Annotated in this window: 13 protein-coding genes and 2 tRNA genes; 8 read left to right on the forward strand and 7 right to left on the reverse strand. The window is 56.7% G+C overall.

Annotated features, from left to right (window positions below):
- The first annotated feature begins 1 nt into the window (after nucleotide 1).
- The 5 genes from ACLQMU_RS01180 (at nucleotide 2) to ACLQMU_RS01200 (ending at nucleotide 4,692) form a co-directional block, all read left to right on the forward strand.
- Nucleotides 2-1,351 (forward strand): protein kinase domain-containing protein, encoded by a 1,350-nt coding sequence (locus tag ACLQMU_RS01180; protein WP_424039887.1) that lies wholly within the window; start codon nucleotides 2-4, stop codon nucleotides 1,349-1,351.
- Nucleotides 1,348-2,190 (forward strand): HEAT repeat domain-containing protein, encoded by an 843-nt coding sequence (locus ACLQMU_RS01185; protein WP_443673501.1) that lies wholly within the window; start codon nucleotides 1,348-1,350, stop codon nucleotides 2,188-2,190. The genes ACLQMU_RS01180 and ACLQMU_RS01185 overlap by 4 nt, the downstream gene beginning before the upstream one ends.
- A gap of 213 nt (nucleotides 2,191-2,403) precedes the next feature.
- The gene (locus ACLQMU_RS01190; protein WP_424040683.1) at nucleotides 2,404-2,859 is read left to right on the forward strand and encodes a hypothetical protein; all 456 of its coding nucleotides are present in this window, start codon (nucleotides 2,404-2,406) and stop codon (nucleotides 2,857-2,859) included.
- A 75-nt stretch (nucleotides 2,860-2,934) separates the two neighbouring features.
- On the forward strand, nucleotides 2,935-4,044 hold the full coding sequence (locus tag ACLQMU_RS01195) for a TIGR04013 family B12-binding domain/radical SAM domain-containing protein (protein WP_424040682.1): 1,110 nt from the start codon (nucleotides 2,935-2,937) through the stop codon (nucleotides 4,042-4,044).
- A gap of 6 nt (nucleotides 4,045-4,050) precedes the next feature.
- Entirely contained in the window at nucleotides 4,051-4,692 is a 642-nt protein-coding gene (locus tag ACLQMU_RS01200; RefSeq protein WP_424040680.1) for a metallophosphoesterase family protein, read from the forward strand.
- Here the strand turns inward: ACLQMU_RS01200 and cyaB are convergent.
- Nucleotides 4,682-5,209: a class IV adenylate cyclase gene (gene cyaB / locus ACLQMU_RS01205; RefSeq protein ID WP_424040679.1), complete on the reverse strand. Its 528-nt coding sequence runs from the start codon at nucleotides 5,207-5,209 to the stop codon at nucleotides 4,682-4,684. The two genes, ACLQMU_RS01200 and cyaB, sit on opposite strands and share 11 nt — an antisense overlap.
- 55 nt (nucleotides 5,210-5,264) lie before the next feature.
- Here cyaB and ACLQMU_RS01210 point away from each other — a divergent pair, with 55 nt between their 5' ends.
- Entirely contained in the window at nucleotides 5,265-5,942 is a 678-nt protein-coding gene (locus ACLQMU_RS01210) for an FKBP-type peptidyl-prolyl cis-trans isomerase (protein ID WP_422148379.1), read from the forward strand.
- Nucleotides 5,943-6,337: 395 nt separating this feature from the next.
- On the opposite strand, the gene ACLQMU_RS01215 is transcribed toward ACLQMU_RS01210, so the two are convergent.
- The 3 genes from ACLQMU_RS01215 to ACLQMU_RS01225 all read right to left on the reverse strand — a co-directional run bounded on the left by ACLQMU_RS01215 (nucleotide 6,338) and on the right by ACLQMU_RS01225 (nucleotide 8,551).
- Nucleotides 6,338-6,410, reverse strand: a tRNA-Thr gene (locus ACLQMU_RS01215).
- 110 nt (nucleotides 6,411-6,520) lie between these two features.
- A complete protein-coding gene (locus tag ACLQMU_RS01220; RefSeq protein ID WP_424040677.1) occupies nucleotides 6,521-7,234 on the reverse strand; it encodes a sugar phosphate isomerase/epimerase family protein in 714 nt (237 codons plus the stop codon).
- 285 nt (nucleotides 7,235-7,519) lie between these two features.
- Entirely contained in the window at nucleotides 7,520-8,551 is a 1,032-nt protein-coding gene (locus ACLQMU_RS01225; RefSeq protein ID WP_422148381.1) for a mechanosensitive ion channel family protein, read from the reverse strand.
- 45 nt (nucleotides 8,552-8,596) lie between these two features.
- Between ACLQMU_RS01225 and hypD the strand changes: the two genes are divergently transcribed.
- Together hypD and ACLQMU_RS01235 are read left to right on the forward strand one after the other, a co-directional pair.
- On the forward strand, nucleotides 8,597-9,625 hold the full coding sequence (hypD, locus tag ACLQMU_RS01230; protein ID WP_422148382.1) for a hydrogenase formation protein HypD: 1,029 nt from the start codon (nucleotides 8,597-8,599) through the stop codon (nucleotides 9,623-9,625).
- 58 nt (nucleotides 9,626-9,683) lie between these two features.
- Nucleotides 9,684-9,755, forward strand: a tRNA-Arg gene (locus tag ACLQMU_RS01235).
- A 103-nt stretch (nucleotides 9,756-9,858) separates the two neighbouring features.
- On the opposite strand, the gene ACLQMU_RS01240 is transcribed toward ACLQMU_RS01235, so the two are convergent.
- Genes ACLQMU_RS01240 through ACLQMU_RS01250 form a run of 3 tightly spaced genes read right to left on the reverse strand, consistent with a single transcriptional unit; the run spans nucleotide 9,859 to nucleotide 12,636 of the window.
- Entirely contained in the window at nucleotides 9,859-10,662 is an 804-nt protein-coding gene (locus ACLQMU_RS01240) for an energy-coupling factor transporter transmembrane component T family protein (protein ID WP_422148383.1), read from the reverse strand.
- Between the two features lie 4 nt (nucleotides 10,663-10,666).
- Nucleotides 10,667-12,112, reverse strand: a complete 1,446-nt coding sequence (locus ACLQMU_RS01245) for an ABC transporter ATP-binding protein (RefSeq protein ID WP_424038986.1) — start codon at nucleotides 12,110-12,112, stop codon at nucleotides 10,667-10,669.
- Nucleotides 12,109-12,636 carry a tryptophan transporter gene (locus tag ACLQMU_RS01250; RefSeq protein WP_422148385.1) on the reverse strand — a complete coding sequence of 176 codons (528 nt, stop codon included), beginning with the start codon at nucleotides 12,634-12,636 and terminating at the stop codon, nucleotides 12,109-12,111. The genes ACLQMU_RS01245 and ACLQMU_RS01250 overlap by 4 nt, the downstream gene beginning before the upstream one ends.
- Nucleotides 12,637-12,783 lie beyond the last annotated feature (147 nt).

Raw genomic sequence — 12,783 nt, forward strand, 5'->3', positions numbered from 1 at the left:
AATGCCGCTCGCCGCGGGCCAGCGCCTCCATGCCGAGCAGCTCGGGACAATGCTGCACGTCATAAAAAAGATTGGCGAGGGGACGCAGGGAGAGGTCTACCTCGTGGAAGGTCCGCAGGGATATCAGACCGTGAAATGGTACAAGCCCGAGCAGGCAACCCCGGATCAGAGGGTGGCGATCTCCTACCTCGTCCGGACCGGGCCGCCATACGGGGCGGCAGGGAAACGGTTCATCTGGCCACTCGATCTGGTCACTACAGCCGGGGCAAAACAATTCGGCTACCTGATGGCCCGGATAGACACGCAGCGGTTCGCCGAGCTTGGCGAAGTCTGGGCGCATTTAAAACCGGTCCCGGGCATCTCCGCACTCTGCGAGATCTCGTACCAGCTCGCAAACAGTTACCGGGCGCTCCATCTCTCCGGTCACTGCTACCGGGACATCTCGGCGGGAAACCTGATGTTTGACCCGAAGACCGGCGATGTGCTCATCTGCGACAACGATAATGTCGGTGTCAACCGCCAGTCCCACAGCCAGGTCTGGGGAACGCTTGAATATATGGCGCCGGAGCTGATCCGCGAGGAGAGCGACCCCTCCACCGAGACCGACCTTCATGCCCTCGCAGTCCTGCTCTTCTACCTCTGGGTCTGGCACCACCCCTTCCATGGCGAGATGGAATACCGTTACCACTGCTGGGACATCCCTGCAAAAAAACAGGTCTACGGGATCTCCCCGGTCTTTGTCTTCGACCCCGCAAACCCGAAAAACCAGTTGCCCAAAGACCCGGATTACGCCATCGCACGCGAGCGCTGGGAACTCTGCCCTCCCGAACTCAAAGCGATGTTTATCCGGGCATTCACCGAAGGGCTTAATAATCCTGGACGGAGGGTGACCGAGGGAGAGTGGCAGACCCTCTTTCTTTCCCTCAGGGATCGGCTGGTGCCCTGCCTGCACTGCCATGCAGAAAATTTTACGGATGTGACACGCCCCCCTATTTCATGTTGGCACTGCCATAATGGGATACCCCCGCCGCCGTTTTTGTTGATCCGCCGCCCGGGCGGGAACTCCTGCCTCGCGCTCTCTCTTGGCGCAACCCTCCGATCGCGCCACATCATGCCCGGAGCCGGACCGGATGACGGGTATCAGGCTGTCGGTCGCGTAGTTCCCCACCCGTCTCTCCCTGGAGCAGCAGGGATCCGGAACCTCTCAGAAGGCTCCTGGCTTGTATCTTTTCCGGATGGCTCAACTGCCGAAGTGCCCCCGGGCCGGGCTGTTCCTCTCAACCCAAAAACCTCCATAACCATTGACGGCATATCCTGTACCATCATACCGCCTTCCCGGGTGTTTCCATGAACGATACCGCCCGTACCATGCTTGCACATCTCGTAGCCCGGTATGGGGTTTCGGTCTCCCATGATCCGAACCGGTGCGAGGGGCTGCTCCGGGACACCTGCCCGCAGTGCAGCCGCGAGATCTTCGTGCTCACAAACGCCGTACGCCAGCATGTGACTGCCGATCTCCTCGTCCCGCGCCACACGCTCCCCCTTTCGCTCACGGAAGGGTTCCTGGCCAAACGGCTGGAAGACGAGCTCGGTTTTTCAGATGAGGTGGCGCGCTGGGCGGTCATCAGCTGGGCAGAAGCCCTCGGCCTTGCCGATGCAATTCCTCCTGCAGCCACCACAAAGAAGCCTGCGGTTCTGGAACCCGCAGCGCAGCGCACGACTCCCGCGAACCCGGCGCTCCTGGAGCAATGGGCGGACGAACTCGGTCATGCACCACGCTCAGTCAGGCTTGGGATTATTGCAAACCTTGCAGGCGCCCCGGATGCCGGGAACCTCCGGCTCCTCATCAGTGCACTTGATAACGACGACTGGGCAGTGCGGAGCGCGGCATTCGATGCCCTGTCTGATCCCCTGTCCGGTGCGGTCCCGGTTCTCATCGACGCGTTGCACGATACGTCGGACGGGATGGCATGGCGTGTCGCCCTCATCCTTGGCAGCCTGCGTGCCGAACAGGCCACCGGTACGCTCGTTTCCCTCCTCGACCGGGCACCGGTCGTCCGCGACGCTGCAATCTGGGCGCTGGGCGAGATCGGGAACAGGAATGCCGCAACGCCGCTCATGAAACTGCTCCATCACCCAGATAGTGCAGTCAACCGGGCAGCAGAGGATGCGCTGAAAAAGATCAGGTGATGTACTGGATCTCTTACAGTAGTACCTTGATGCTCTGTTAAAAGGTGTAGAGTAAATCTTGTGACGTATTACTTTAACGATGATGCCCTAAGCATTCAGTCGCAAAAAGGGTAACAGTTGTTGAATCCCCTATACTAATTAAGAAATTTTTCTGATTGTACAATAGTTCCAACAATCGCAACTGACAAATAAACCAACTTATCATCATCTGGTATGAAAGACAGCGCATTCATTGCGATCATATTCCTTATCTGTTGTGCGGTCGCTGTCGCCGGCTGCACCAGCTCGCAGACCAGCTCATCGGGCAGCACTGCCGGCGCATCCGGCACGACGTCTGCTTCCGGCCTCACAACGAGCCCTACCGACGTGATGGCCACCAATATCGCTGTTTCGGTTACTGTCGGGCAAAAGAATGACCAGGGTACTATCCCGGTGACTTTTGACGGGGGCGCCGGGCAGGGCAACGTTAATACGATTACCGTCACCCTGACGCGGGCTGACGGGTCGACCCAGGTAAAAACGCTGGGATCCGATAAAGGCGACCAGGTTTTACTGGCCGGGACAGAGCGTACCCCGGGAACACTGACCGGTGCTGCTGATCGGGTGCAGGTTGCCGTCACCATGAACAACGGCCAGACGTATAATATTGTTGATGTCCTCAGGACCTGAAAAGACCCACAAAACAGAAAATGCGTTATATAACAAAATTCTGATTTTCGCACTATGTGAGGGCTTGTTCACGACATGCAAGCAAACTGGCGGGAAATTCCCGCAGCACGGAATTCATTTGCCGTCCTGTCGGCAGCATGCGAAACAACCGGCTGGCACCTGCGCCCGGTCGCACAACCGGAATCAGATGTTACCTGCTACTCCCTGAATTCGATCAATGAAGTCCGGTACCGCGATGAGATTGCAAATGCAGAGTGCATCACTGTTGTGGGTGGGCCGCATGCAACAGCCTGCTGGCAGGAAGTAGCCACCAATGCGGATTACGTTATCGTGGGAGAGGGAGAATACACGCTTCCCAGCCTGCTTGCCAGTCTCGAAGCGGGAGGAGATGGCAGGATCCCCGGCGTTGCCACCGTGGACTGGTACGAGCCGGTAAAGAGCAGCGTCCGGCTCGATGCCTTTCCGCCGTTCTCAGAAGTGAAAGGGTACGTGGAGATCTCCCGCGGATGCCCTTTTACCTGCGGCTACTGCCAGACCCCGCAGATGTTCGGGCACTGCATGAGGCACCGGTCGATCGACGGGATCGCCCGGTACGCAAACCGGTACGGGCAGGCACGCTTTGTCACCCCCAATGCCTTTGCCTATGGCTCGGACGGCGTCCACCCCCGTTTCGATAAGATCGAACACCTTTTAAGAAACCTTTCCCACGAGATCTTTTTCGGGACGTTCCCAAGCGAGGTCAGGCCTGAATTTATCTGCAGGGAATCACTGGCTCTCATCTCTGATTACTGCACCAATACCAGGCTGCACTTTGGCGCTCAGTCTGGTAGTGATGCCGTCCTCGCCCGGCTGCGCAGGGGACACACGGTTGCGGAAGCGATCCGGGCTGCAGAACTCTGCCATGATGCCGGGATTATTCCTGTTGTCGATTTCATTGTCGGGTTCCCGTTCGAAACCGATGAAGACCAGCGGGAGACCATTACCGCTATGCAGGAAGTGGCCCGGAATGGCAGGATCCACATCCACCGGTTTATCCCTCTCCCCGGTACGCCGCTAGCCGGAGCCCGTGCGCGGTCGCTTCTTTCGGAGACAGAAAAAGTCTGCGGCGATCTCGCCCTCGGGGGAAAACTGACCGGCTCGTGGAACGAGCCTGAGATAAGGTTTTTTAGACGGCGTTTGAAATGATATACCATGAAAGATGTGCTTTTGATAGCAGATCTCCATGGTCAATTCGGTAAAATTGATTCATTTCTGGAATTGAATCCGGAAGCTGTATTTATTGCCGGCGATATCACCAATATGGGTCCTGTGGACACTGTTGACGATGTGCTTTCACGCATTGACGTACCCTGTTTTGCGGTACCGGGCAACTGTGACCCCAGAGAGATCCTCGATACGCTTGAACATTCGGACGCAGTCTGCCTCCATGGAGCCCAGATAAATCTGGGAACCATGACGATCGTGGGCATCGGGGGCTCCAACCCGACACCGTTTAACACACCGTTCGAGCTGACCGACAAGCAGATCGATGATCTGCTCCACCAGGGAATGGCAAAAATGGAGAGGACGGTCCACAATGTCCTTGTCACCCATGCCCCGCCGTTCGATACGCTCGATCTTATCAACGGCGAACATGTGGGCAGCCAGAGCATCCGCCGCCATATAAAGGACTTTGACCTTGTCTGCTGCGCCCATATCCACGAGCAGCGCGGTGTCAAGGAAATCGACGGTGTAAAAATTGTAAACCCCGGTCCCGCCATGGATGGCTATTGCGCCATGCTCCATTTCGGGAACGAGGCAAAAGACATCAAAATCGAACTGCTCACCGTGTAGCAAGGAGCAGTTCGAGATACGAGGCGAGGATAGGCTCGCCGGAAATCCCCATCTCTTTTGCAAGTTTTATGATTGTTCCGGTTGCATCTGCGCCGTTGTCCTCAGCCATGATCTCGATCTCGGCAAAGGTTCCGAGCCCTTCGACCCTGTCGAGTGCAAACGAGGCGTTCTCTAATCGGTAATTCTCCCGCCACTTGTTCACTTCGGCCGTTTTGGTAAACCCGAGCCTGTCGAGGATCGCTTCGAAAACCTCCCCGGATTCCACCGCCGTATTGAGCTCTTCGCGTGCCTTGAGCCCGAGCTCAGGCAGCTTCTTTCCCTTGTACGTGATCACCGCATGGTCTTTTGTGTACCGGACACGCAGGGCTTCGTCGGTCGATCCGAAATCGCGGTGCGGGGCATTGTAATAGATATCGTGTTCGTGCTGCTGTCCCAGGAACTCCGCGTGCCGGTCCTTAAGGTTCTGCCGGAGGAGATCAAGGGAATCCACCCTTACTTTGAGTTCTATTTCGAGCATTGTCGTGCTACACTTTTATCTGTCATTGTTGCGATTTAATATAGTCAGGTGATGTATGGCGATAAAAGAAGGAGATTTTGTTAAACTCAGTTATACCGGCAGCGCAAATGGTATTGTTTTCGATACCACGGATGAAGATGCGGCAAAGACGGCCGATATCCACAGCCCGACGGCAATCTACGGGCCGGTCACCATATGCGTCGGCCAGAAGCACGTTATTACCGGGCTGGACGAGGAACTTGTCGGCAAGGACGCCGGTGCAGAAGCTGACATAACTGTCCCGCCGGAGAAAGCATTCAGCGAACGCGACCCGAAAAAGGTCCAGTCGTACCAGAAAAGCAAGTTCAAGGACAAGCCGGTCCGCGGGATGCGGATCAATGTCGAAGAACAGGGAGAAGGTGTAGTCGTCGATGTGATCGGTTCCCGGGTAATCGTCGATTTCAACGCGGCGCTTGCCGGCCAGACACTGACCTACCACTACAAGATCGAGGAGATCGTAACCGACCCGCTGGAGCAGATCAGGGGGCTCATCCGGCTCTATGCCGGAAAAGATATGGAAGTTACCCTCGATGACAAAAAGGCGACAGTCACCCTTCCGGCAGGGATCAACTACGACAGGCGCTGGCTCCTGTGGCGCGGCCGTATCATCCACGAAGGCTTTGAGCTGATCGAGGGTATCTCCGAGATCACGCTCGTTGAAAAATATAAGAAACCGGAGAAGACAGAAGCATAATACGGTCAATTTGAATTTTTTTTGGTTCTGTAACACAAAAATAAACCGGGCCGGTTCACACCCGAACCATGAAAACCGGATAATCACGATAGAATGAAAGGGCGGGCGCATTTTTTATTTCCCATTGCGATGAGTGCCGCAGCCCCGGAAGGGACACCCCCGCTGCGGATATAACTAAAAAAAGCAATTGAAAAACTCTTTTGCCCCGCTGTGTCCCGGAGGGGCCTGATACGGAGGGCCATCGTACCTTTTTGATGTACGTTCGTTCATGTGCATTTCTGAAAGCGAGCCCCCCATGCTTGCGTTGAAATAAAAAAAATCCGGGTACGCCATCGCGCCTGCATATTTTTCAAAAATGCCAACACGGGATTTTTCCGAAAAAATACTAAAACAAGAGCCTGTGGCGAGATTCGAACTCGCGACCTCTTCCTTACCAAGGAAGTACTCTACCGGCTGAGCCACACAGGCAGGTTGCCTAGATACATTGTAGGTTTACCTTATAAAATATTGCGGAAACCTCCGGATTTCCCGAATAAAATGCACCGGATTCCAGTCCATTTACCAAAGACCGGCACCGGTTACAGCATCTTCCCAAGCCGGTGCAGGCTCTCGACTGCGCCGTCGAAATCCGCCACCTCAATCATTGGAGTACCGCCGCTCTTCCTGACCGCTGTCATCACGGCCGCAAAATCGATCGTTCCCTTTCCCACCGCCCAGTGCGAGTCCTCGCGGGAGTCGTTGTCGTGCAGGTGGTAGTGTTGTGCGGGCCTGGCGAGGAATGGTCCGAGGCAGTGGTTCTGGTGTGCATGCCCCACGTCGAGCGTGAAGCCGCATCCTTCGATAAGCGGGAGCTCGGCCGGGGTCTTGAGCAGGAAATACTCCCAGTTGCCCATGTTCTCCACCGTATACTGCACCGAGTATTCCCGTGCGGCGCAGGAAAGATCCGCAAGCGACCGCTTCAGCTGTAGCTCTGATTGCTCCCGCTCCTCCGGCCACGCGAAATAACCGGGGTGCACCACGACCGGTGCATTCACCTCCGCCGCGATGGCAAAGCACTCCGCCATCACGGTAACGCTCGCCCGGCGGATCGGCTCCAGCAGGCTTGCGAGGTTCGTCCCCCGGCAGGGTGCATGGATGGAGAAGGTGCAGGAATGGGAGAGGAGCGGTTCGGCAGTCTCAAGCCGGTGGAGCCCTTCGTCCATCACCTCAACGGAACCGGTGATCCCCGCGAGCTTCGCGAGCGCCTCCGGGAGGGGTTCGCCAAGGAGACAGAGGGTCGAGATGCCTAACATCAGAAGGAGACTGTACGGGCGGCGGCCAATAAAGATAGTGATCCGGATCCGGGAGACCGGAAGAGAGTGGGCTGTAAGACCGGGAAATCCGGAGTGAGAGAAGGGCTCCCGGAGAAACGGGAATAAACCGGGGCAGGTCAGACCAAAACTATAACCATTCTTCGTAACGATGAACGCCGCCGTGCCCCGGAGGAGCCTGAGGCGGGGAGGCATCATAATTCTCTTGTTTTCAATTGTTCACACGAGGAGGCCGGTTTCCCCGGTCTTATACAATCCAAAAAAAGATTATTTCCTCATGTGCACATCGAGCTGCGGGAACGGGATCTCGATGCCTTCTGCCGCGAACCGTTGTGCGATCCGGATATTGATCGCATCTTTTACCTCGTCCGGGATATTGTAGGCCCGTGCCCACACGTAGATCACCAGCTTCAGGCTCGAATCCCCGAACTCCTGGAAAAAGATCTTTGGCGCCGGATCTTCGACGAAGTACTCCGTATTCTTCATCGCATCGGCAACAATTTCAAAAAGGATCTCTTTTACCCGGGCAACATCGCTCCCGTACGCAACGGTCATGGGGATGGTGTACCGCAGTTTCGGGGCGGGTTCCGAGTAATTGACGACGATGCTCGAGGTGATCTTGTTGTTGGGGATGGTCACTATCTTCCCGTCAATCGTCCTGATCCGGGTGCTCCGTGTGCCGATGACGGTCACGTCCCCGTAGAAGGAATCCACCTCAATCCGGTCGCCAATCTTGAACGGCTTGTCGACATGGATGATCGCCCCGCCAAAGAAATTGGAGATCAGGTCCTGGGCGGCGAGCGCAAATGCGAGGCCAGCGATACCGGCACCGGCGAGGAAGGGGGTGATGTTGATCTCAAGGTTGACGAGGATCAGCATGATCCCGGCAAACCAGACTACGTACCGTATCGCCAGTTCAAGGAGCCCGACAAGGCGGTCGTCGGCATCGCCTTCAGTCTTCTCGGCGAGGGCCCTTCCGTAGATACGGACAATATCATGAAGGAGGGTGGATGCGATCCAGGTCCCGAGCAGAATATAGATTGTGTTGAGCACCTTGTCCGAGAGAAGCCATGCATACTGCGCCGGGACAATGTTAAAGAATTTCAGGGCGACGTAGACCGAGATCGCGACAATACCCACCTGTACCGGCGTGCCGATCGCAGCGACGATGATGTCGTCCCATTTTGTCTCGGTGGTTTCGGCAAATTTTTCCAGCCACCGCACGATAATACGCGCGATTCCCGCCACGATGAGACCGGCGATAATGGTCAGGATGGCGAAGAACAGGTTATCGTCCATACACGTATACTTATGTTACAGGGCGGTAAATAGGTATGAGATACCATGACGACGGGAAGCGAGATTGCAGAGACACTCCGCGGGCTGGTGGACCGGGATATGACTTTTATGCACATCTGCGGGACCCATGAGGCAGCGATTGCCCGCTCGGGCCTCCGGAGCATCCTGCCGCCGCAGCTGAAGATCGTCATGGGCCCCGGCTGCCCGGTCTGTATCACGCCGCAGGGCGAGATCGATGCCGCACTCGATCTCGTGGAAAAGGACTGCATTATCGCCACCTACGGCGACCTCCTCCGGGTGCCCGGCTCGAAAGGATCCCTGGAGTCCTGCGGAGGGGATGTCCGGATCGTGCAGGGGATCCACAAGGCAGTCGAGATCGCAGGAAAGACGGATAATGAAGTCGTCTTTATTTCGGTTGGCTTTGAGACGACCGCCCCGACCATTGCCGCATCCATTCTCTCGCGCCCCCCGGAAAACTTTTCCATCCTCTCATGCCACCGGATCGTTCCCCCGGCAATGAAGTGGCTGCTCGAACAGGGCGAAGCAAAACTCGACGGTTTCGTCCTCCCGGGCCATGTCTGCACGGTGATGGGGTACGAAGAGTACGAACAGTTTCCGGTCCCGCAGGTGGTCGCCGGTTTCGAGGCTGAGGATATCCTGCTGGGCCTCCTGATGCTTGTCGAGCAGGTCAGGGAAGGAAAGCACCGGGTCGACAACGCGTACCCCCGTGCGGTGTCCCGGGAAGGAAACGTCAAGGCAAAGAAGATCATGTACGAGGTCTTTGAGCCCTGCGATGTGGAGTGGCGGGGCTTTCCGGTCATCCCGCAGTCAGGGCTCCGGCTTAAAAAGGAATTCGAACAGTACGACGCACAGAAAAAATTTGGCCTCGTCTACAAAAAGGTGAGCAAGCACTCGGCCTGCATCTGCGACCGGGTCCTCCGGGGCATTGCCCAGCCGACCGACTGCAAACTCTTCGGGAAGGTCTGCACGCCCCGGACCCCGGTCGGGCCCTGCATGGTCAGCCATGAGGGTGCCTGCAAGATCTGGCACCTCTACCAGGTAAAAAACCTCTGATACCCCGGCGATCCCCCGCATTTATATGGATGCACATAAGATTAGTTAAGGTAAACGTGCCTCGGTAGGGTAGTGGATATCCTAGAAGCCTCCGGAGCTTTTGACCCGGGTTCGAATCCCGGCCGAGGCGTTCTTCTTTTTCCGGATCTTTTTTTTAATACGATCAACAAAGGATTTTTCTTCACGCCTTTGGCTAACGACCCTTGCACCCGGCAGGGAAAAAGGACTTTTTTTTAGAAGATCAGGCCGGACGCGAAGGTCGCAAGCACCACAAAACCCGCAGTTACGATGATAAGTCCGCTCATCATCGCATAATCCCTGCCGCAGAATCTGCGTTCCCGCACGTGCGTCCGGGTCCCCGTCCGGTAGCCCCGCATATCGATAGTCAGGCCAAGCACGGTCGAGCGCAGGAGTGCATTGGAGACCAGCGGGACGACAATGGGTGCGACACTCCGGATCTTGCCGAGCAACCCGGTTCCCGGGTTATAGCCCCGGGCAAGCTGTGCCTCGTGGATCCGTTTGCCTTCGATCTGGAGGGTCGGGATGAACCGGAGCGCGATGACAAACATCAGGATGTAATCGACCGGCATATGCAGTTTTTCCATTGCGTGGACGAGGTCGCGGGGCTGGGTCGAGATCAAAAAGAGCTGGAACGCGAAGATCAGCACCATGAACCGGAGCGCGAGGATCAGGCCGATCGCGACTGCCCCGTCCGTGATCGGGATCGTACCCCCGATGAGCGGGATTCCCTGCGGGATCAGGTGACCGAGCGTAGTGCCGTTTGGCATCGTGAGCACCGTGATGATGACAAACACGACGCTCATGAGGAGAACCAGCCTGAGCTGCCGGATCACCTCGCGGTGGAGATGGCTGATGTACGCGATGGCGAGCAGGGCTGCAACCATCACAATGAGAAAGGGGATGCCCGTGGCAAGCACGCATATGATACTCACGACGATGATAAAGAGGATCTTCGTAAACGGATGGAGCCGGTGGAAGAAACCGTCCTTGTGGACATATTGCAGGATCTCGGACATATGCTCACCCGCCCGTATCCGAGACGATACGTCCCTCGTCCATGGTGATCATGCGGTCTGCGCAGTACTGCGCGATATCCCGGTTATGGGTGATGACAACGATCGTATGCCCTTTCTGCTGGTGTTTTTTGAGGATCTCCATGACAAGCCGGGCCTCATCCCCGTCAAGGCCGGTCGTAGGTTCGTCAAGAACAATAATCGCAGGCTGCATGGCAACCACGCAGGCGATGGCAAGGCGCTGCCGCTCCCCCCGTGAGAGCCAGCGGGGGTAGAGCGTCTTTGCGTGCAGAAGCCCGGCCTCGTCCAGCGCCGCATCGATGACGGCATCCTTGTTTCCGATCCCGAGGTTTGTAAGCCCGAACGCGATCTCGTCTTTTACCGTGTCGGCAAAGAACATGTGATCCGGGTTCTGGAACACCAGGCCGACATCCCGGGCCAGTTCGGCAATCGTACAGTCCCGGGTATTTTTCCCGTTTATGACAATATCGCCACCGGTCGGAGTAAGCAGCCGGTTGAACTGCTTCACAAGCGTTGTCTTGCCGGAACCATTCTCCCCGACAATGGCAACGAATTCGCCGGCCCCGATCGCGATGCTGACGTCATGCAGCGCCGGGACGCCATCGTAGGAGTACGAGACGTCCCGGACCGATATTGCCGGGACTGGCGCTGCACCGGCAGCGGGGGCCGGTGCCAAAGCTGATGCACCGCTCCCGATACCGGTGAAGTCCGGGATCACCATCCGTTTGATCCGCTCATCTTTCAGCACATCATCCGGTGCACCGATGGCCGAGACTGCGCCATGTTCCATGACGACGAGGGTGTCGATAATCTCCCGGAAATGCGCGTATTTGTGCTCGACTATAAGGAGGGTTTTCCCCCGGCGCTTGAGATCGGACAGGATTTCCACGATCCGCCGGGTCGCATGCTCGTCAAGCTCCGAAGTCGGTTCGTCCAGGATCAGGACGTCGTTACCCAGTGCGAGCGTCGCCGCAAGGGCGACACGCTGTTTCTGGCCCCCGGAGAGCGTATGCGGGGAACGGTCCTTTAACGCCGAAAGGGAGGTGACCTCCATGATCGAGGCGAGACGTGTTTCGATCTCGCCGGGAGGAAGGCCCCGGTACTCGAGCGCGGAGAGAATCTCCTCCTCGACCGTCGTGAAGATCATCTGCGCCTCGGGGTCGTCGAAAACGATCCCGACGTTTCTTGCGATATCGGAAAGCCCGGCATAATCCGCTACATTCCTGCCGTTGATTGTGACTGTTCCCGCCTTTTTCCCGCCGTACTCGTGGGCGAGGATGCCGCACGCGGCGAGGCAGAGGGTGGTCTTCCCGGCGCCGGAGGGTCCGGTAATCATAATGCACCGGCCGGTATCCAGCACGAGGGATAAATGGTGCAGCGCTTCCTGCACCGTATGAGGGTAGGTATAACTGACGTCTTTGAGCTCGATCATTCCTGCCCTCTCACCAGTACCCTGCTTGAGGGGAGGTAGAGGATCTGGACGATGATTGCATTAAACACGGCCGTTATGACCACGATCGGCACAAAAACGATCACGAAGTTCCCGAGGTTGCCGTTGTACTTTGCAAGGATGGTCGCGCCGATACTGAGGATCGCGATCGCGGCAAACGAGAACCCGCTCACCAGGGTCGCTATAAAGGTGGTCGCTGTCGGGGCAAAGCGGGTCCGGGATTTAAGGAGCGCGTAGAGGCCAAAGCAGGCCAGTGCGCCCAGCGGTTCGCTGATAAGGTTTGCCGGGGGAAACATCGAACTTGAGATCAGCATCGACAGGACACCGGCAACGATGCCGATCCCGAGCGCTTCGTACACTTTAGGCTGGATCAGGATGATTGCAAGACAGTAAAAGGCGATGATCATGTTGGGCGTGAGCGGCGTGTGGAGCATCGCGAGGAAATACCGCAGGATCGCACCGACAGCAAGGAGGATTCCGACTATGGCAATATCTTTTGACTTCATAGGACATCACATCAGTACTAAACACAGGCCTGCGCGGGACATAAGGATGCGCCGCGGCCGTTAGCGGGAAAGGTAATTCTGATGATACCTCAATGTATAATTTTGTTCATTGATGTATTAAAATGTAACTTTATCCGGAGTTTCAGG

It is taken from the genome of Methanoregula sp., from assembly GCF_052325125.1.
Classification (GTDB): Archaea; Halobacteriota; Methanomicrobia; order Methanomicrobiales; family Methanospirillaceae; genus Methanoregula.

Bases quoted from the DNA above. Each gene is read 5' to 3' on its own strand.
- ACLQMU_RS01225 (WP_422148381.1), bottom strand. From the start codon at position 8,551: ATGGACGATAACCTGTTCTTCGCCATCCTGACCATTATCGCCGGTCTC.
- ACLQMU_RS01250 (WP_422148385.1), bottom strand. From the start codon at position 12,636: ATGAAGTCAAAAGATATTGCCATAGTCGGAATCCTCCTTGCTGTCGGT.
- ACLQMU_RS01220 (WP_424040677.1), bottom strand. From the start codon at position 7,234: ATGTTAGGCATCTCGACCCTCTGTCTCCTTGGCGAACCCCTCCCGGAG.
- cyaB (WP_424040679.1), bottom strand. From the start codon at position 5,209: ATGCTCGAAATAGAACTCAAAGTAAGGGTGGATTCCCTTGATCTCCTC.
- ACLQMU_RS01210 (WP_422148379.1), top strand. From the start codon at position 5,265: ATGGCGATAAAAGAAGGAGATTTTGTTAAACTCAGTTATACCGGCAGC.
- ACLQMU_RS01200 (WP_424040680.1), top strand. From the start codon at position 4,051: ATGAAAGATGTGCTTTTGATAGCAGATCTCCATGGTCAATTCGGTAAA.
- ACLQMU_RS01245 (WP_424038986.1), bottom strand. From the start codon at position 12,112: ATGATCGAGCTCAAAGACGTCAGTTATACCTACCCTCATACGGTGCAG.
- hypD (WP_422148382.1), top strand. From the start codon at position 8,597: ATGACGACGGGAAGCGAGATTGCAGAGACACTCCGCGGGCTGGTGGAC.
- ACLQMU_RS01185 (WP_443673501.1), top strand. From the start codon at position 1,348: ATGAACGATACCGCCCGTACCATGCTTGCACATCTCGTAGCCCGGTAT.
- ACLQMU_RS01240 (WP_422148383.1), bottom strand. From the start codon at position 10,662: ATGTCCGAGATCCTGCAATATGTCCACAAGGACGGTTTCTTCCACCGG.
- ACLQMU_RS01190 (WP_424040683.1), top strand. From the start codon at position 2,404: ATGAAAGACAGCGCATTCATTGCGATCATATTCCTTATCTGTTGTGCG.
- ACLQMU_RS01195 (WP_424040682.1), top strand. From the start codon at position 2,935: ATGCAAGCAAACTGGCGGGAAATTCCCGCAGCACGGAATTCATTTGCC.
- ACLQMU_RS01180 (WP_424039887.1), top strand. From the start codon at position 2: ATGCCGCTCGCCGCGGGCCAGCGCCTCCATGCCGAGCAGCTCGGGACA.